The 17734-nt window shown below is 72.9% G+C and carries 13 protein-coding genes and 1 pseudogene; 7 read left to right on the top strand and 7 right to left on the bottom strand.

The genetic code is table 11. From position 1 onward, the window contains the following. Window positions 1-86: 86 nt before the first annotated feature. From R4Z62_RS10210 to R4Z62_RS10185, 6 genes are all read left to right on the top strand, one after another. Window positions 87-440 carry a histidine triad nucleotide-binding protein gene (locus tag R4Z62_RS10210; RefSeq protein ID WP_491519628.1) on the top strand — a complete coding sequence of 118 codons (354 nt, stop codon included), beginning with the start codon at window positions 87-89 and terminating at the stop codon, window positions 438-440. Window positions 441-450: 10 nt separating this feature from the next. Then, on the top strand, window positions 451-1356 hold the full coding sequence (locus R4Z62_RS10205; protein WP_355475666.1) for a ribonuclease Z: 906 nt from the start codon (window positions 451-453) through the stop codon (window positions 1354-1356). Window positions 1357-1376: 20 nt separating this feature from the next. Next, the gene (locus R4Z62_RS10200; RefSeq protein WP_491519627.1) at window positions 1377-2378 is read left to right on the top strand and encodes an adenosine deaminase; all 1002 of its coding nucleotides are present in this window, start codon (window positions 1377-1379) and stop codon (window positions 2376-2378) included. Window positions 2379-3300: 922 nt separating this feature from the next. After that, window positions 3301-4605 carry a glucarate dehydratase family protein gene (locus tag R4Z62_RS10195; RefSeq protein ID WP_385490226.1) on the top strand — a complete coding sequence of 435 codons (1305 nt, stop codon included), beginning with the start codon at window positions 3301-3303 and terminating at the stop codon, window positions 4603-4605. A gap of 428 nt (window positions 4606-5033) precedes the next feature. Next, window positions 5034-6119, top strand: a complete 1086-nt coding sequence (locus R4Z62_RS10190; RefSeq protein WP_237305535.1) for a carbohydrate kinase family protein — start codon at window positions 5034-5036, stop codon at window positions 6117-6119. A gap of 177 nt (window positions 6120-6296) precedes the next feature. Next, window positions 6297-8396 (top strand): glycoside hydrolase family 31 protein, encoded by a 2100-nt coding sequence (locus R4Z62_RS10185; RefSeq protein WP_491519626.1) that lies wholly within the window; start codon window positions 6297-6299, stop codon window positions 8394-8396. Between the two features lie 814 nt (window positions 8397-9210). Here the strand turns inward: R4Z62_RS10185 and era are convergent. From era to R4Z62_RS10170, 3 genes and pseudogenes are all read right to left on the bottom strand, one after another. Continuing rightward, window positions 9211-10164 carry a GTPase Era gene (gene era, locus R4Z62_RS10180; RefSeq protein ID WP_064533091.1) on the bottom strand — a complete coding sequence of 318 codons (954 nt, stop codon included), beginning with the start codon at window positions 10162-10164 and terminating at the stop codon, window positions 9211-9213. A 129-nt stretch (window positions 10165-10293) separates the two neighbouring features. Next, complete coding sequence (locus R4Z62_RS10175; protein WP_491519625.1) at window positions 10294-10683, bottom strand: cytidine deaminase; 390 nt, start codon at window positions 10681-10683, stop codon at window positions 10294-10296. Window positions 10684-10801: 118 nt separating this feature from the next. Further along, window positions 10802-11624 (bottom strand): annotated as a pseudogene (locus R4Z62_RS10170) (helix-turn-helix transcriptional regulator). Window positions 11625-11772: 148 nt separating this feature from the next. Here R4Z62_RS10170 and R4Z62_RS10165 point away from each other — a divergent pair. After that, window positions 11773-13248 carry an MFS transporter gene (locus R4Z62_RS10165; RefSeq protein WP_491519624.1) on the top strand — a complete coding sequence of 492 codons (1476 nt, stop codon included), beginning with the start codon at window positions 11773-11775 and terminating at the stop codon, window positions 13246-13248. Window positions 13249-13263: 15 nt separating this feature from the next. On the opposite strand, the gene R4Z62_RS10160 is transcribed toward R4Z62_RS10165, so the two are convergent. From R4Z62_RS10160 to R4Z62_RS10145, 4 genes are read right to left on the bottom strand one after another with little or no spacing between them, the layout of a single operon-like run. Next, on the bottom strand, window positions 13264-13623 hold the full coding sequence (locus R4Z62_RS10160) for an MmcQ/YjbR family DNA-binding protein (RefSeq protein WP_064533089.1): 360 nt from the start codon (window positions 13621-13623) through the stop codon (window positions 13264-13266). After that, the gene (locus tag R4Z62_RS10155; RefSeq protein WP_355482610.1) at window positions 13620-14918 is read right to left on the bottom strand and encodes a hemolysin family protein; all 1299 of its coding nucleotides are present in this window, start codon (window positions 14916-14918) and stop codon (window positions 13620-13622) included. Before R4Z62_RS10155 ends, R4Z62_RS10160 begins: the two co-directional genes overlap by 4 nt. Window positions 14919-14924: 6 nt before the next feature. Beyond that, window positions 14925-15422, bottom strand: coding sequence for an rRNA maturation RNase YbeY (ybeY, locus tag R4Z62_RS10150; RefSeq protein ID WP_064533087.1), 498 nt, complete (start codon window positions 15420-15422; stop codon window positions 14925-14927). Between the two features lie 12 nt (window positions 15423-15434). Further along, window positions 15435-17606, bottom strand: a complete 2172-nt coding sequence (locus R4Z62_RS10145) for a PhoH family protein (RefSeq protein ID WP_491519623.1) — start codon at window positions 17604-17606, stop codon at window positions 15435-15437. Window positions 17607-17734 lie beyond the last annotated feature (128 nt).

The following is a 17734-nucleotide window of genomic DNA, read 5'->3' as shown; positions in this document are numbered from 1 at the left end:
CCGGCCCGTGCACCGGCCCGCGCTCCCCACGGCCGACCGACTACGATGCCCCGTACCAGCTCACCGGTCCGAAGGAGCGCACGCGTATGGCAGGGGAAGCGCAGGACGACTGCCTGTTCTGCAAGATCGTCGCGGGTCAGGTCCCCGCGACCGTCGTCCGCGAGACGGACACGACCGTCGCCTTCCGCGACATCAACCCCCAGGCGCCCACCCACGTCCTGGTGATCCCCAAGGCGCACTACAAGGACGCCGCCGCGCTCGCCGCCGCCGCCCCGGAACTCGCCGCCGACGTGCTGCGCGAGACGCGGGCCGTCGCCGACGAGGAGAAGCTGGAGAGCTACCGCACCGTCTTCAACACCGGCGCGGGCGCCGGGCAGACCGTCTGGCACGCCCACGCGCACGTCCTCGGCGGCCGCGGCCTCCAGTGGCCGCCCGGCTAGGCAACCGGTCATGTCCGTACGCGAACTCGTCGTCCTCGGCACCGCCAGCCAGGTCCCGACCCGGCACCGCAACCACAACGGCTATCTGCTGCGCTGGGACGGCGAGGGCATCCTGTTCGACCCGGGGGAGGGCACCCAGCGGCAGATGCTGCGCGCCGGGGCCGCCGCCCACGACCTGAACCGGATCTGCGTCACCCACTTCCACGGCGACCACAGCCTGGGTCTGGCCGGGGTGATCCAGCGCATCAACCTCGACCGGGTCCCGCACGAGATCACCGCGCACTACCCGCGCTCCGGCAAGCGCTTCTTCGACCGGCTCCGGCACGCCACCGCCTACCGCGAGACGGTCGCCCTCACCGAGGCCCCGGTGGACGCCGACGGCGTCCTCGCCACGACACCGGCGTACACCCTCGAAGCCCGCCGCCTCTCCCACCCGGTGGAGTCCTACGGCTACCGGCTCGTCGAACCCGACGGGCGCCGTATGCTGCCCGACCGGCTCGCCGCGCACGGCATCACCGGCCCGGACGTGGGCCGGATCCAGCACGAGGGCTCCCTTCGCGGGGTGCCGCTGGAGGCGGTGAGCGAGGTGCGGCGCGGGCAGCGGTTCGCGTTCGTCATGGACACCCGGCTGTGCGAGGGGGCACGGGAGCTGGCCGAGGACTGCGATCTGCTGGTGATCGAGTCGACCTTCCTCGACGAGGACGAGACGCTCGCCACCGAGCACGGCCACCTCACCGCCGGGCAGGCCGCCCGCCTGGCCCGGGACGCGGGCGTACGGCACCTGGTCCTCACCCACTTCAGCCAGCGCTACTCCGAGCCCGCCGAGTTCGAACGGCAGGCGCGGGCCGCCGGCTTCGAGGGCGAGCTGACCGTGGCCCATGATCTGCAACGGGTGCCGGTTCCGAAACGTCGGTGAAGGCGCCGTACGATTCTTTGATGCCCCTGCCCAAAGCTGAACTGCACCTCCATATCGAAGGCACCCTGGAGCCTGAGCTGGCCTTCGAGCTGGCCGCGCGCAACGGTGTGACGCTGCCCTACGCGGACACCGAGGCCCTGCGCGAGGCGTACCGCTTCCAGGACCTCCAGACCTTCCTGAACCTGTACTACGAGCTGATGGCCGTCCTGCGCACCGAGCAGGACTTCGCCGACCTCGCCGACGCCTATCTCGCGCGGGCCGCCGCGCAGGGCGTACGGCACGCGGAGATCTTCTTCGACCCGCAGGCGCACGCGGCGCGCGGCATCGGCATGGGCACGGTCGTCGAGGGGCTGTGGCGGGCGCTGGGCCGCAGCGAGGAGCGGCACGGCGTCTCGACCCGGCTGATCCTGTGCTTCCTGCGCGACGAGTCCGCCGCGTCCGCGCTGGAGACCCTGGAGGCCGCCCGGCCGTACCTGGACCGGATCACCGGCATCGGGCTCGACTCGGCCGAGGTCGGGCACCCGCCGGCGAAGTTCCGCGAGGTGTTCGAGCGGGCCGCCGCGCTCGGTCTGCGGCGGGTGGCGCACGCGGGGGAGGAGGGGCCGCCGCAGTACATCACCGAGGCGCTGGACGTGCTCGGCGTCGAGCGCGTCGACCACGGGCTGCGCTGCGTGGAGGACCCCGCGCTGGTCGGCCGGCTGGTCCGCGAGCGGATACCGCTGACCCTGTGCCCGCTGTCCAACGTCCGGCTGCGCGCCGTCGACACCCTCGCCGATCATCCGCTGCCCGCCATGCTGGAGGCGGGGCTGCTGTGCACGGTCAACTCCGACGACCCGGCCTACTTCGGCGGGTACGCGGGCGACACCTTCGACGCCGTCCACCGCGTCCTCGGCCTGTCCGAGGAACGGCTGCGCGAGCTGGCCCGCAACTCCTTCCTCGCCTCCTTCCTGGAGGACGACGAGGAGCGCAGGCGGCGGTGTCTGGCGGAGGTGGAGGCGTACGAGTTTTCCGGGGACGCCTGACGCGTCGCCCTGCCTTCTCGCCCACCCGCCCACCCGACTCGGTGGGCCGTGAGGCCCCGCCACGGGGCTCCGCCCCGGCCCCCGGCGGGGGCTCCGCCCCCTGCGCCCCCGGGCTTATCCGCCCGCCCGTCCGATGCGGTGGGTCGTGGGGTTCCGTCATGGGGCCCTGCCCCACCCCCGGCGAGGCTCCGCCCCCTGCGCCCTGGGGCTTGTCCGCCCGCCCGTCCGATGCGGTGGGTCGTGGGGTTCCGTCACGGGGCTCCGCCCCGGTCCCTGGCGGGGCTCCGCTCCCTGCGCCCTGGGGCTTGCCCACCTGTCCGTCCGATGCGGTGGGTCGTGGGGTTCCGTCGCGGGGCTCCGCCCCGGTCCCTGGCGGGGCTCCGCTCCCTGCGCCCTGGGGCTTGCCCACCTGCTCGCCCGATGCGGTGGGTCGTGGGGTTCCGTCGCGGGGCTCCGCCCCGGTCCCCGGCGAGGCTCCGCCCCCTGCGCCCCAGGGCCTGCCCACCTGCCCGCCCGACGCGGTGGGTCGTGAGGCCCCGCCACGGGGCTCCGCCCCGGCCCCCGGCGGGGGCTCCGCCCCCTGCGCCCCGGGCTTGCCCACCCGGCCGCCCGGCTCGGTGGGTGAGAGGGGCCCATCACGGGGCCCTGCCCCGGACCCCGGCGGGGGCTTTGCCCCCCGCCCCCTGGGGCCCGCCCGACGCGGTGGGCCGGGAGGTTCCGCCACAGGACTTCGCCCCCCGTCCCGGTCACCGTGCAGGGGCCCCGCCGGCCCCGCCCCTTACCCCCTCCGGGAGCGGGCCCCGGTGTGGATCCATTGACGGGGCCTGTTCGCCTACCTAGTCTCCATTCTCATACATGGACAGCGTTGAGGCGGGCGGCCGGCCGGCCGGGCGGGCGGGTGGGAGGCAAGGTGGGGAACAAGGTGTCCGATCTCGGGGCCGGGCTCACGATCGCCGGGGTGCGGCTGACGCCGATCCTGGTCGCCGATCCGCCGCTGCTGAACACGCAGGGTGTGCACCAGCCGTACACGCCCCGGCTGATCGTCGAGGTGGAGACGGCAGGGGGCGTCACGGGGGTCGGGGAGACCTACGGCGACACCAAGTACCTGGAGCTGGCCGCGCCGTTCGCCGCGCGGCTCGAAGGGCGCCGGGTCAGTGATCTGAACGCGCTGTTCGCGCTCGCGGACGAGGTCGCCGTGGACGCCTCCCGGGTGGAGGACGCCGTGGACGTCGGCGGGCTGCGCGGCGCCCAGACCGCCGACAAGCTGCGCCTGTCCGTCGTCTCCGCCTTCGAGGTCGCCTGCCTGGACGCGCTCGGCAGGACCCTCGGCCTGCCGGTGCACGAACTGCTCGGCGGCAAGCTGCGCGACCGCGTCGAGTACAGCGCCTACCTCTTCTACAAATGGGCCCGGCACCCGGCGGGCGTCCCCGCCGAACCCGACGACTGGGGCGCCGCCCTCGACCCGGCCGGAGTCGTCGCGCAGGCCCGGCGGTTCAAGGAGCGGTACGGCTTCACCTCCTTCAAGCTCAAGGGCGGAGTGTTCCCGCCCGAGGAGGAGGTCGCCGCGATACGGGCCCTGGCCGAGGCGTTCCCCGGGCACCCGCTGCGCCTCGACCCCAACGGCGCCTGGTCCGTCGCCACCTCGCTGGAGGTGGCCGGTCAGCTCGCCGGTGTCCTGGAGTACCTGGAGGACCCCGCGCTCGGCACCCCCGCCATGGCCGAGGTCGCCGCCCGCACCGGGGTGCCGCTGGCCACCAACATGTGCGTGACCACGTTCGCGGAGATACCCGAGGCGTTCACCCGCGGCGCCGTGCAGGTCGTCCTGTGCGACCACCACTACTGGGGCGGACTGCGCAACACCCGCCAACTCGCCGCGCTCTGCCGCACCTTCGGCGTCGGCGTGTCCATGCACTCCAACACCCACCTCGGCATCAGCCTCGCCGCCATGACCCACGTCGCCGCGACCCTCCCCGGCCTCCACCACGCCTGCGACTCCCACTACCCCTGGCAGTCCGAGGACGTCCTCACCGAACGGCTCGCCTTCACCGACGGCTGCGTCACCGTGCCGGACGGTCCCGGCCTCGGCGTCGAACTCGACCGCGACCGGCTGGCGTTCCTGCACCGGCGCTGGCTCGACGACGACGGTGCACTGCGCGACCGCGACGACACGGCGGCCCTGCGCGCCGCCGACCCCCGGTGGACCGCCCCGCCCGTACCGCGCTGGTGACAGGCCCGCGGGCCCGCCCGTACCGCGACGGCGACGGACCCGCCGCACCCGCGCGCCCGGTGCGCCGGCGGCCACCGCGTCCCGTCCCCGACGAGCACACCCCCGTACTTACCGAGGTATCGCCCCACCCGGCGTGACACCCCCGCCGGGTGCGCGCGGTGGTGCACACTGGCTGGATCCGCACCATGCCAGGGGAGCGCACCGTGACCGCGTCCAACACGCCCGCCGGAGAAGGACCGGAGCAGCCGGAACACCCGGAACACCCGGGAGCGCACGCGTACCGGGACGAGCGGCCGGCCGGCCGGGAGCACCCGGACGCCCGGCGGGTCCCGCCGCGCCGCGAGACGCCCGAGTCCCGCGAGTATCCGCAGGACCGGGAGTACGTCGTCGGGGCGCCGCACGCCCCCGGCGCCCCGCAGCTCGACCCGCTGGCCGGGCTGCGCACCACGGACGACCCGCCCTGCGACGTCTACCTCACCGGGACCGTCTTCCTCGACATCATCTTCACCGGCCTCGACTCCGCCCCGGTGCGCGGCACCGAGTCCTGGGCGCGCGGCATGGGTTCGAGCCCCGGCGGCGTGGCCAACATGGCGACCGCCCTGGCCCGCCTCGGCCTGCGCACCTCGCTCGCGGCGGCCTTCGGCGACGACCACTACGGGGAGTACTGCTGGGACGCGCTGGAACAGGGCGAGGGCATCGACCTCACCCCCTCGCGCACCGCCCCCGGCTGGCACTCGCCGGTCACCGTCTCCATGGCGTACGAGGGCGAGCGCACCATGGTCTCCCACGGCCACGAGCCGCCCCCGGAGGAGGTCCTCCTCCCGGACCTCCAGGACGGCACACCCCTGTGCCTGCCGTCCGCGCGTGCCGCCGTCGCCTCCCTGACGCCCGGCAGGCGCGAGCCGTGGATCGCCGAGGCCGCCCGGCAGGGGACCCGGGTCTTCGGGGACGTCGGCTGGGACGACACCGGCGCCTGGGACCTGGCCGGCCTCGCCGACCTGGAGCACTGCGAGGCGTTCCTGCCCAACGCCGAGGAGGCGATGCGCTACACCCGCACCGACTGCCCGCGCGCCGCGGCGCACGCGCTCACCGCGTTCGTGCCGGTCGCGGTGGTCACCCTCGGCGCGGAGGGCGCCTACGCCGTGGACCGGCGCACGGGGGAGAGCGCCGAGGTGCCCGCCATCGCGGTCGAGGCGCTCGACCCGACCGGCGCGGGCGATGTCTTCGTGGCCGGATTCGTCACCGGCAGTCTGGCCGGCTGGCCTCTGGCCGACCGGCTCGCCTTCGCCGGGCTCACCGCCGCGCTGTCGGTACAGGAGTTCGGCGGTTCGCTGTCGGCGCCGGGCTGGTCCGAGATCGCGGCCTGGTGGCGCCGGGTCCAGTCGGTACCGGGCCAGGACCCGGCCGCGCTGCGCCGGTACGCCTTCCTGGACCGGCTGCTGCCCGAGGCGTGCGCGGAGCCCTGGCCCCGCCGCCGGGCGGTGCCCACCATCGGTTTCGGCCGCTCCGCGTGACCCGTCGCGCCCGCGTGCGCCGCAACTCCCGGGCCCGGGTACGCCATTGACAGATGACGTTTGCTGCTCAATTATCGGCGGGATCAAGCACGATTTTGCACGCAGCACGGTTTTGCACGGGCCCGCACTTCCAGACCCATGGCTCCCTCCTGACCGCTCCGTCGAAGGACATGCGTCGTGCGCAGACCATCACGCAGCCCCCGAGTGCTCCTCGCCGCCCTCGCCCTGGCCCTCGCCCTCCCCGTGGGACTCACCGCGCAGGACCAGGCCCAGGCCGCCCAGGCGACCCCCGCCGCCCCCGCTCCCCGCCTCACCTCGTCCCCGGCCGAGCTGACCCTCACCGTCCCGCGCGGCCGCACCGCGCCCGGCTACCGCCTGACGGTGACGACCGCCCAACTCGCCCTCACCACCAGCCGGTCCGGTGCCACCGTCCTGGCCACCGCCCCGGCCGGCACGGGCGCCCTGCGCTTCCGCGCCGACGGAACCTGGCAGCACGCCACCCGCGTCACCGACTGGACCTGGCGCCACGGCACCCTCACGCTCACCGCGGCCACCACCGCGCCCGGCACCAGCGTCCAGGCCCGCATCACGCCCGCCGCCGACCGCTACCAGCTCGACTGGCAGGTCACCGGGCAGGCCGTCCCCGACCGCCTCGGCCTCGCCTACGCCCTCTCCTCCGCCGGCCACTGGTACGGCCACGGCGAGGCCCAGACCACCTCCGGCGGTCCCGGCACCGACCAGCCCTGGCCGCTGGACACCGGACAGGTCGCACACACCAACTTCGGCCCGGCCTCGTACTACATGGTCGACCCGTTCTGGTACACCTCGCGCTCCACCGGGCTGCGCGTGGACACCGGGCACGTCATGGACGTCGCCCTCAACCAGGGCGGGGACGGCCTCGGCCGCTTCGACATCGAGTCCGCCGAACCGTACAGGGCGACCGTCTTCGTCGAGTCGACGCCCCTTGACGTCTACCGCGACTACATCGGCATCGTCGGCAAGCCCGCCAAGAGCGATGCCACCTACCGGCAGTACGCCGAGCCCGTCTGGAACTCCTGGGCGCAGTTCTACACCGACGTCGACCAGGCCAAACTGCTCGACTACGCCCAGGAACTGCACGACAACGGCATCGGCGGCCACACCCTCCAGCTCGATGACAAGTGGGAGTCCGACTACGGGAACATGACCTTCGACCCGAAGGCGTACCCGGACCCCGCCGCCATGTCGAAGAAGATCCACGACCTCGGCTTCGACTTCGGCCTCTGGGTCACCCTCTGGATCAACCTCGACTCCGACCAGTACGGCTATGCCGCCGACCACGGCTACCTGCTGAAGTCGGCCACCGACACCACCAAGCCCTGCACGGTCACCTGGTGGAACGGCACGGCCGGCATCGTCGACCTCGCCAACCCGGACGCCAAGGCCTGGTACGAGGGCCGCCTGAAGTCTCTCATGAGCGCCTACGGCGTCGACGGCCTGAAGTTCGACACCCGCTTCATCGACGAGAAGTGCGCCCCGCACGAGGGCTACAAGCCCACCGACTACCAGCGCCTCGGCGCACAGCTCGCCGACGAGTACGACCTCCAGGGCGTCGGCATCCGCGTCCACTGGGACACCACCGCCCACCGGGCCGGATTCGTCACCCGCCAGGAGGACAAGGGCACCGGCTGGAACTCCCTGCGGGCCTCCGTCTCCCAGAACCTCGCCATCTCCACCATCGGCTACCCCTTCGTCACCACCGACATGATCGGCGGCTCGCTGGGCCAGCCGGCCCCCACCAAGCAGGTCCTGGTCCGCTGGGCCCAGTCGGCGTCCCTGATGCCCCTGATGTACGCCTCCACGTCCCCCGTCGAGACGAACGACCCCACCACCGGCCAGAAGGTCGTCTACGACCAGGAGACCATCGACCTCTACCGCGCCGCCCTCGCCCGCCACGCCCGCCTGGCCCCCTACATCTGGGACCAGGTCCAGGCCACGCTGCGCACCGGCGACCCGATCATGCGCCCCCTCTTCTTCGACTTCCCGAAGGACCGGGCCGCCTACACGGCCACCGACGAGTGGATGCTGGGCCCGGCCGTCCTCGCCGCCCCCCAGCTCACCGACGCCCCCACCCGTTCCGTCCACCTCCCCCCGGGCACCTGGTACGACGTCGCCCACCACAGGACGATCCCCGGCAACCGCACCCTCACCTCCTACAGCACCCCCCTGGGCACGGCCCCCGTCTTCGTCAACCTCCACGCGAAGGGAGCCCAGCAGGCCCTGCGCGCCCTGCGCTGACCCCCACCCCGACCGACGGGCCGAGCGCACGGCGCTCGGCCCGTCGGTCGTGAGGGAAACCGGGGTCCGTGGGAAGACGCGGCCGGGCCGGGACCCCGGGCGAGCGTCGGGGGCGAGGGGCCGGGGGCGAGCCGCGCGACGCGACCTCCCGGCCGACCGAGGACGATCGAGCGCCGGGGTGGAGGAAGCCGGAGCCCCGTGGGAGACTTCCCGGCCCACCGGGTCGGGCGGTCGGGTGGGCGAGTTCAGGGGTGCAGGGGGCGGTGCCCCTGAGGGGGTTCGGGATGGAGCTCCGTAAGGGGCCTCCTGGCCCACCGGTCGGGTGCCAGGTGGGCGAGTTCAGGGGTGCGGGGGGCGGAGCCCCTGAAGGGGGCCGGGGCGGAGCTCCGTAAGGGGCTTCCTGGCTCACCGGTCGGGTGCCGGGTGGGCGAGTTCAGGGGTGCAGGGGGCGGAGCCCCCGCCGGGGTCCGGGGCGAAGCCCCGTGGCGGAGTCTTCTCGCCCACCGCGTCAGGTGGGCTCGGGGGGCGCGGGGGGCGGAGCCCCCGCGGGGGCCAGGGGCGGAGCCCCGTGACGGGACCGTCCTACCTACCGAGTCGGGCGCCGGGTGGGCGAGTTCGGGGGCGCAGGGGGGCGGAGTCCCGCGGGGGCCGTGGCGGGGCCCCGTGGCGCGGCCTTTCCACCCACCGAGTCGGGCGGGTGGGTGGGCGAGTCCGGGGGTGCTGGGGGCGGAGCCCCCGCCGGGGTTCGGGGCGGAGCCCCGTGGCGGGGCCTTTTCACCCACCGAGTCGGGTGGGCGGGTGGGCCGAGGAACCCTCAGAAACCGAGCCGACGCAACTGCTTGGGATCCCGCTGCCAGTCCTTCGCGACCTTCACATGAAGGTCGAGGAACACCGGCGTACCGAGCAACGCCTCGATCTGCTTGCGCGACTTGATCCCGACCTCCTTCAACCGCTTCCCCTTCGGCCCGATGATGATCCCCTTCTGGCTGGGCCGCTCGATGAAGACGTTCGCGTGGATGTCGAGCAGCGGCTTGTCCTCCGGCCGGTCCTCCCGCGGCAGCATCTCCTCGACGACCACGGCGATGGAGTGCGGCAACTCGTCCCGCACCCCCTCCAGCGCCGCCTCGCGGATCAGCTCGGCCACCATCACCTGCTCGGGCTCGTCGGTCAGATCCCCCTCGGGATACAGCGCGGGCCCCTCCGGCAGCAGCGGGATCAGCAGATCGGCGAGCAGATCCACCTGCCGGCCGGCCGTCGCAGACACCGGTACGATCTCCGCCCACTCGATCCCCAGCTCCTTGCCCAGCTGGTCGATCGCGATGAGCTGCTCGGCGAGCGCCTTGCCGTCCACGAGGTCGGTCTTCGTGACGATCGCGACCTTCGGCGTCTTCCTGATCCCCGCCAGCTCCTTGGCGATGAACCGGTCACCGGGCCCGATCTTCTGGTCGGCGGGCAGGCAGAAGCCGATCACGTCCACCTCGGCCCACGTGGTCCGCACCACGTCGTTCAGCCGCTCGCCCAGCAGCGTCCGCGGCTTGTGCAGCCCCGGCGTGTCCACGAGGATCAGCTGCGCGTCCGGCCGGTGGACGATGCCGCGCACGGTGTGCCGGGTGGTCTGCGGCCGGTTGGAGGTGATCGCCACCTTCTGCCCGACCAGAGCGTTCGTGAGGGTGGACTTGCCCGCGTTGGGGCGGCCCACGAAACAGGCGAAGCCGGCCCGGTGGGCAGCCTCGGCGGACTGCTCGGATGACTGGGTACGAACGCTCATGGCGCCCATTGTCCCTGATCCACGACCCCCCGCCGAACAGGGCACCGCGACCGGCGCCCCACCGCCCCCGGAAGACGCCCCACCACCCCGGACGCGCCCAGCCGCCCAGCCGCCCAGCCGCCCGCGCCGCTACTCCGCCGTCTCCGCCGTGTCCGCCGTGTCCGCCGTCAGCGTCACCCGCACGGCGCCGTCCGGCCCGGCCAGCAGCACCGGCGTACCCGCCCCGCCCAGGTCGGCCACGGCCGCCAGGTCCTCCGGCGGCAGCCCCTGAGCGGCGCTGACCACGGCCGCCGCCTCCAGCGAGGTCGCCCCGGACGCCACCGCCATCGCCACCGCGGTGCGCAGCGCGCTCAGCTCCAGCGAGGCCAGCCGCACCGACCCGGCGGCGTAGGTGCGGCCCGTCTCGTCCCGTACCGCCGCGCCCTCCGGCACGCCGTTGCGGGCCCGTACCGAACGGGCCAGGGTGACGATCTTGCGGTCCTCGGCGTCCAGCGCGCTGCTGTCGGTGCTCTCGCTCATGGCCCCGAGCATACGGAGCCCCACCGACAGCCCTCCCGACGGCCCTCCCGTGCACCCCGGCCCCCGCCACACCCGGCCCCCGCCGACCCACACCCGGCCCCCGCTCCGCGGCGGAACCTCACCCCGCCACCGGATACATCGCCCCGCGCCGCCCCTCCGGCGAGGCCAGCCACTCCAGCTTCGCCGCGGTGTTCGCCTCGTCCAGCGGCGTGTGCAGCACCACCGTGAGATCCGGCCGGGCCGGCACCTTCATCGCCGTGGACTCCACGCACAGCAGCCCCACCAGCGGATGTTCCAGCTCCTTGCGCACCTGCCCCGGCTCCTCGACGTCCCACTCCTCCCACAGCGCCGTGAACTCCGCGCTGGCCCGCGAGACCCGCTCCAGCACCGCCTGGTACCCCTCGTCGCCGGGCCGGGCGGCGCACGCGGCCCGGAACTGCGCGACGACGGTACGGGCGTTGCGCTCCCAGCTGTGCGAGCGGGCGCGGTACAGCGGGTCGGTGAAGAAGTCGACGAGGCAGTTCTGCGTGATGTCCGGGCGCATGCCCAGCACCACCGCGGCGGCGTCGTTGTACATCACGCAGTTGTAGTAGAGGTCCATGATGTGCGCCGGATACGGCATCCAGGTGTCGATCAGCCGCCGCAGCCCCCTCGCACATGTCCCGCTTGTCCGGCGCCACCTCGGGCGCGGGCGGGTTCAGCCCGGCGAGCACGTACAGATGGCGCCGCTCGGTGCCGCCGAGCCGCAGCACCCGCGCCACCGCGTCCAGGACCTGCGCGGAGACGGAGATGTCCCGGCCCTGTTCCAGCCACTGGTACCAGGAGGCGCCCACCCCGGCGAGCACGGCGACCTCCTCCCGCCGCAGTCCGGGCGTACGCCGGCGCGCCCGGCCGTCCGGCAGCCCCGCCTCGGCCGGGGACACCCGGGCCCGCCTGCTCATCAGGAACTCGCGCAGCTCATGCCGCCGCTGACTCTTCGACACGTCCGTCTCCGGCACGTACGGATCCCCCTCGCGCTGTCTGGTGGTGCCACCACCACCATAAGTTCCGACTCCCCACATCTGTTCCGGCCGCAAGAAGCTCTGTGCCATGGCGATCGACACCACCCCGACGGCCACCCCGGCCACCGCGACGGCCACCCCGGCCACCCCGACAACCGTCCCCGACCCCCAGCCCACCTCCTCGGCATCGGCGGCCTCCCGGCTGTCGACGCGCGACAAGCTCGTCCTGTTCGTCCTGTGCGCGGCCCAGTTCATGGTCGCCCTGGACTTCTCCGTCCTGAACGTGGCCCTGCCGGAACTCGGCACCGACCTCGGCATGAGCCGCTCCGCGCTCCAGTGGGCCGTCACCGCGTTCGCCCTGCCCTCCGGCGGCTTCCTGCTGCTGTTCGGCCGGGTCGGCGACCTGTTCGGCCGCCGCAGGCTGTTCCTCGCCGGGCTCGCCCTGTTCGGCGCGGCCTCCCTGCTGGCCACCCTCGCCTGGGACCCGGCGTCCTTCCTGGCCGGACGGGTGCTCCAGGGCCTGGGCGCCGCGGCCATCGTGCCCACCGGCATGTCCCTGCTGACCACCACCTTCCCGGAGGGCCCGGCCCGCGACCGCGCCCTCGGCATCTCCGGCACCCTGCTCTCGCTGGGCTTCACCGTCGGCATGGTCGCCGGCGGCGTCCTCACCGACGCCCTCGGCTGGCGCTCCACGATGGCGCTGCTCACCGTCTTCGCGCTGATCGTGCTGCCCCTGGCCCCCGGCCTGCTCCCCGAGTCCCGTACCCCCCACCGCCCCCGCCTCGACGTGCCCGGCGCGGTCACCGTCACCACCGGTCTGCTCTCGCTGATCTACGCCCTGTCGACCGCCGCCGACCACGGCTTCGGCCGCGCCGACGTGATCGCCGCGCTGCTCGCCGGACTCGCCCTGCTGGCCGCGTTCGCGGCCGTGGAGTCCCGCTCCGCCGCCCCGCTGGTCTCGCTGCCCATGCTGCGCCGCCGCACGGTGGCCTTCGGCAACCTGGGCGGTCTGGTCACCTTCTCGATGATGTCGACGGTCGTCTTCGTCCTGACCCTCTACCTCCAGGAGACCCTGCGCCTGTCCGCCTTCGAGACCGGCCTCGTCTTCGGGGTGCAGGGCGTGCTGTCGGTCGTCGCCGGCTCGTACGCGGCGAAGGTCATCGGCCGCTTCGGCGCCCGCCGTACGCTGGCCGGCTCGCTGGCCGGGCAGGGCGCGCTGATCGCCGCGCTGCTCGGGCTGGGCACCGGCTCCTGGTCGGTGTGGCTGGCCACCGCCGCCGTCGCCCTGGCCAGCATGTTCCACCTGGGCGCGATCGTCTCCTACGGTCTGACCGTCACCTCGGGCGTGCCCGACGAGGAGCAGGGCCTGGCCACCGGCCTGGTCACCTCCACCCAGCAGGTGGGCATCACCGTCGGCATCCCGCTGCTGGGCGTGCTCGCCACCACCTCCGACGACCTGCTGGCCGGGGTGCACACCGTGCTCGCCCTGGACGCGCTGATCGTGCTGGCGGCGGCGCTGCTGGTGGGACTCGGCCTGCGTACCGGCCGGGGAGCCCGCCCCTGAGGGGCCTCAGGGGCCTCAGGGCCGGTCGAGGCGGAGCCGCTCGGCACGCGGCAGACCGGCCACCACCAGGTCGTAGGAGTCCTCGACCAGCTCCCGGACCAGCCGGTCCGGGAGCCGTCCGTCGGCCGTGACCGTGTTCCAGTGCCGCTTGTTCATGTGCCAGCCCGGGACGACCAGCCCCGGATGCTCGCCGCGCAGCCGCACCGCGTCCTCGGGGTCGCACTTGAGGTTGACGGTCAGGGGCCGCGCGTCCAGCGCCGTCAGCGCGAAGAGCTTGCCCCGCACCTTGAAGACCGAGGTCTCCGGGTTGAAGGGGAAGTCCTCGACGGTGGCGTTGAAGGACAGGCACAGGGCGCGCAGCTCCTGGGGCGTCATCCGCTCTCCGCTCCGTCCCCGGGCCCGTCCACCGGCTCCACCAGCACCGTCACGATCTTGTTCCGGCGGCCCGCCGCGGACTCCGCGGTCAGCCGCAGCGTCCGCCCGTCGGGCAGCTCGACCGGCGCCGAGGCGCCCGCGATGGGAACCCGGCCCAGCGCCTTGGCGAGCAGCCCGCCGACCGTCTCCACGTCCTCGTCGTCGTACTCCTCCAGGCCGTACAGCTCGCCCAGATCGGTGATGTCGAGGCGGGCGGTGACCCGGTGGCGGCCCTCGCCGAGGTCCTCCACCGGAGGCAGCTCCCGGTCGTACTCGTCGGTGATCTCGCCGACGATCTCCTCCAGGATGTCCTCGATGGTGACGATCCCGGCCGTGCCGCCGTACTCGTCGATGACGACCGCGACGTGGTTGCGCTCCTTCTGCATCTCGCGCAGCAGATCACCGGCGTTCTTGGTGTCCGGTACGAACACCGCCGGGCGCATCGCCGTGGACACCAGCTCGTTCTCCGCCTCCCGGGTGATGTGGGTGCGGCGGACCAGGTCCTTCAGATAGACGATGCCGACGACGTCGTCCTCGCTCTCCCCGGTGACCGGGATGCGCGAGAAACCGGAGCGCAGCGCCAGCGTGAGGGCCTGGCGGATGGTCTTGTACCGCTCGATGACGACGAGGTCGGTGCGCGGCACCATCACCTCCCGCACCAGCGTGTCCCCCAGCTCGAAGACGGAGTGCACCATGCGGCGCTCGTCGTCCTCGATCAGGGACTCCTGCTCGGCCAGGTCGACCAGCGCCCGCAGCTCCGCCTCCGAGGCGAACGGGCCGCGCCGGAAGCCCTTGCCCGGCGTGAGCGCGTTGCCGATGAGGATCAGCAGCGAGGGGATCGGGCCCATGATCCGGGCGAGCGGGACCAGGACGTACGCCGCCACGGTGGCCGTGTTCAGCGGATGCTGCCGGCCGATGGTGCGCGGGGAGACCCCGACGGCGACGTAGGAGACCAGGACCATGACGGCGATCGCGACCACCAGCGCCTCGCCGGTCCCGGAGAACGCGTCCAGGCAGACATAGGTGACCAGGGCCGCCGCCGCCATCTCGCAGGCGACGCGGACCAGCAGGGCCACGTTCAGATAGCGGGTCGGGTCGGCGGCGACCTGGGCGAGCTTGGCGCCGCCCCGGCGGCCCGACTTCACGGCCTCGTCGGCGCGGAAGCTGGAGACGCGCGCGAGGCCCGCCTCCGCGCAGGCGGCGAGCCAGGCGACGACGACCAGGGCGACGGCGCCGAGGACGATCTGCGGACTCATCGGCGGTTACGAGACGGTCGGCGCCGGAGAGGGACCCTCCAGGCCCCGCTCGGCACGCCAGCCGTCCACGATCGCCGCCTGGAGGCCGAACATCTCGGCCTTCTCGTCCGGCTCCTCGTGGTCGTAGCCCAGCAGGTGCAGCACCCCGTGGACGGTGAGCAGCTGCAGCTCCTCGTCCATGGAGTGCTTCGTCTCCGCCTCGGCGCCCTGCCGGGCGGCGACCTCGGGGCACAGCACGATGTCACCGAGGAGGCCCTGCGGGGGCTCCTCGTCGTCCTTGCCCGGCGGACGCAGCTCGTCCATCGGGAAGGACATGACATCCGTCGGCCCCGGCAGGTCCATCCACTGGATGTGCAGCTGCTCCATGGCGTCGGCGTCCACGACGATCACCGACAGTTCGGAGAGCGGGTGGATGCGCATCCGTGCGAGCGCGTAGCGGGCGATGTCGAGGATCGCCTGCTCGTCGACCTCGGTTCCGGACTCGTTGTTGACGTCGATCGACATGGTCGTGCTGGTCTACTTCCCCTTGTGCCCGTGGCCGTGCCCGGCGGCGGACCGGGAACGGCCGCCCTTGGACACGCCCCCGTTCTCGGTGCCGTGCGTGCTGTCGTACTTCTCGTACGCGTCGACGATACGGCCCACCAGCTTGTGCCGTACGACGTCCTGCGACGACAGCCGGGAGAAGTGGACGTCCTCGACGCCCTCCAGGATGTCCTGCACCTGCCGCAGACCCGACTTGGTCCCGCTCGGCAGGTCCACCTGGGTGACGTCACCGGTGATCACGATCTTCGAGTCGAAGCCGAGCCGGGTGAGGAACATCTTCATCTGCTCGGGGCTGGTGTTCTGCGCCTCGTCCAGGATGATGAAGGCGTCGTTCAGGGTGTTGTGCGTCAGCAGGTACTCCTGTGTGACGTACAGGGAGTCCTCGGCCGCCACTTGGATGCAGACGCATTCCTCGCGGCCTGCCGGCTCGATGCTGTCGACGAACCGCATGGGCCGCCCGCCGCCCCCGGCCGCGTGGTACCTGTCGCGCTTGCGGGCGAGGCGGAAGGGCTCGATGCCTTCGGGTAGACGGATGTCCAGGATGTGGGTGTCACGGCGGTGGTGGACGTCCTGGCCACGCGCGCGGCCGGGTTTGCGGCCCTCAGCGGCTCGGCGGCGGCTGTAGGCGACACCTCCCAGCGACTGTACGAGCTGGACGACATCGTCCCGGAGCCGGATCGAGGCGGTCGTGTACTGGATGCGGCACGTGCGGTCGGACTGCGTGACCGGGCCACCGTCGGAATCGAGCAGTCCTTGGAGTACCGCCAGGCGGATTTCGGCCGAATTTTGGAGGTAGTCGTCCGGCACGAACTTCGAGAACGACCGGGTCCCCAGAAGTGCCAGCTTCCGCAGGACACCCGTGACCGGGTTCTCCAAGGTGATCACGTCGCCCGGAGCCTTGATCCGGTTGAGGACGTAGTCCGGTCCGCCCCGAGGCCGTACCGACACTCCCGGAAGGGCCGACTCCAGCGCCGCCACCAGCTCCGGGTCCTCCGTGGCGAACGAGGGCGTGGTGGAGCCGGTCAGGCAGCCGTCACCGAGGAGCAGACCCAGCGCGTACGGGTCCATCGGCACCTCACGCCCCGGGAAGCACACCGGCGCCGTGAGCATCGGCAGCTCGTAGCGGCGGGCGTGCGCTGCACGCAGATTGCCGATCATCTCGTGGGTCTCCAGGACCCGCCACGGCTTGTCCCGGCGCTTGTCGGAGGCTGTACGGACGGTCCAGAGGTGCTCGCCGCAGCACAGGGTCCAGGCGCCGTCCTGGGCCGTGACGCGGTAGATGTCCTTCTCGCCCTGCGGGTAGACGCCCAGGACAGGGGTCGGCTCACCGTTGGAACCGATGACCAGGTCACCGACTTGGAGGTCGCCGATGGGGTGCCAGCCGTCCGGCGTCAGGACGTTCGTGAAGATCGGTTGCGCCCTGCCGCGCATGTACGCCAGCGGGGCCACCTCGATCGTGCCCGCGGCCATCAGGCGGGGGATCGAGTCCGGGTCGATCATGTCGTGCAGCGCGTCGTAGAGCGGGCGCAGATAGGGGTCGATCTTCTCGTAGAGCGTGCCCGGCAGGAAGCCGAGGCGCTCGCCGGCCTCGACCGCGGGGCGGGTCAGGATGATGCGGTTGACCTGCTTGGACTGCAGGGCCTGCACCGCCTTGGCCATCGCCAGATAGGTCTTGCCGGTACCGGCGGGGCCGATGCCGAAGACGATGGTGTGCTTGTCGATGGCGTCGACGTAGCGCTTCTGGTTGAGCGTCTTGGGGCGGATGGTGCGCCCGCGCGAGGACAGGATGTTCTGCGTCAGCACCTCGGCCGGGGTCTCCTGGCCGTCCCCCTCGCCGTTCCCGCTCGCCTTGAGCATGGCGATCGAGCGTTCCACTGCGTCCTCCGTCATCGGCTGCCCGGTGCGGAGCACGAGCATCATCTCGTCGAACACGCGCTGTATCAGGGCCACGTCCGCCGTGTCGCCCACCGCGCTGATCTCATTGCCCCGGACGTGGATGTCGGCCCCCGGGAAGGCCTTCTCGATCACGCGCAGGAGGGAGTCGCCGGAACCCAGCACGGTCACCATGGGGTGCTGGGCGGGGACGGTGAACTGTGCTCTCGCCTGCCCCTGCGCGGGGGTCTTGGCTGCGGGTGTCTGAGTCATGGGCCGGCGCTCGACGCCTGCTTTTCCTCCTCGTCACGGCCGCACAGCTGACGGCGGCCTCGCGCTTCCCAGGGTACGACGCGGGAGCGGCAAGCCCGTAGGGCTTTTCCCGGCATCCGCACCGCCCG

Source organism: Streptomyces sp. PL-25 (assembly GCF_058344915.1).
The sequence above is the reverse complement of the archived record's forward strand: the minus strand, read 5'-3'. Positions and strand labels throughout refer to the sequence as shown.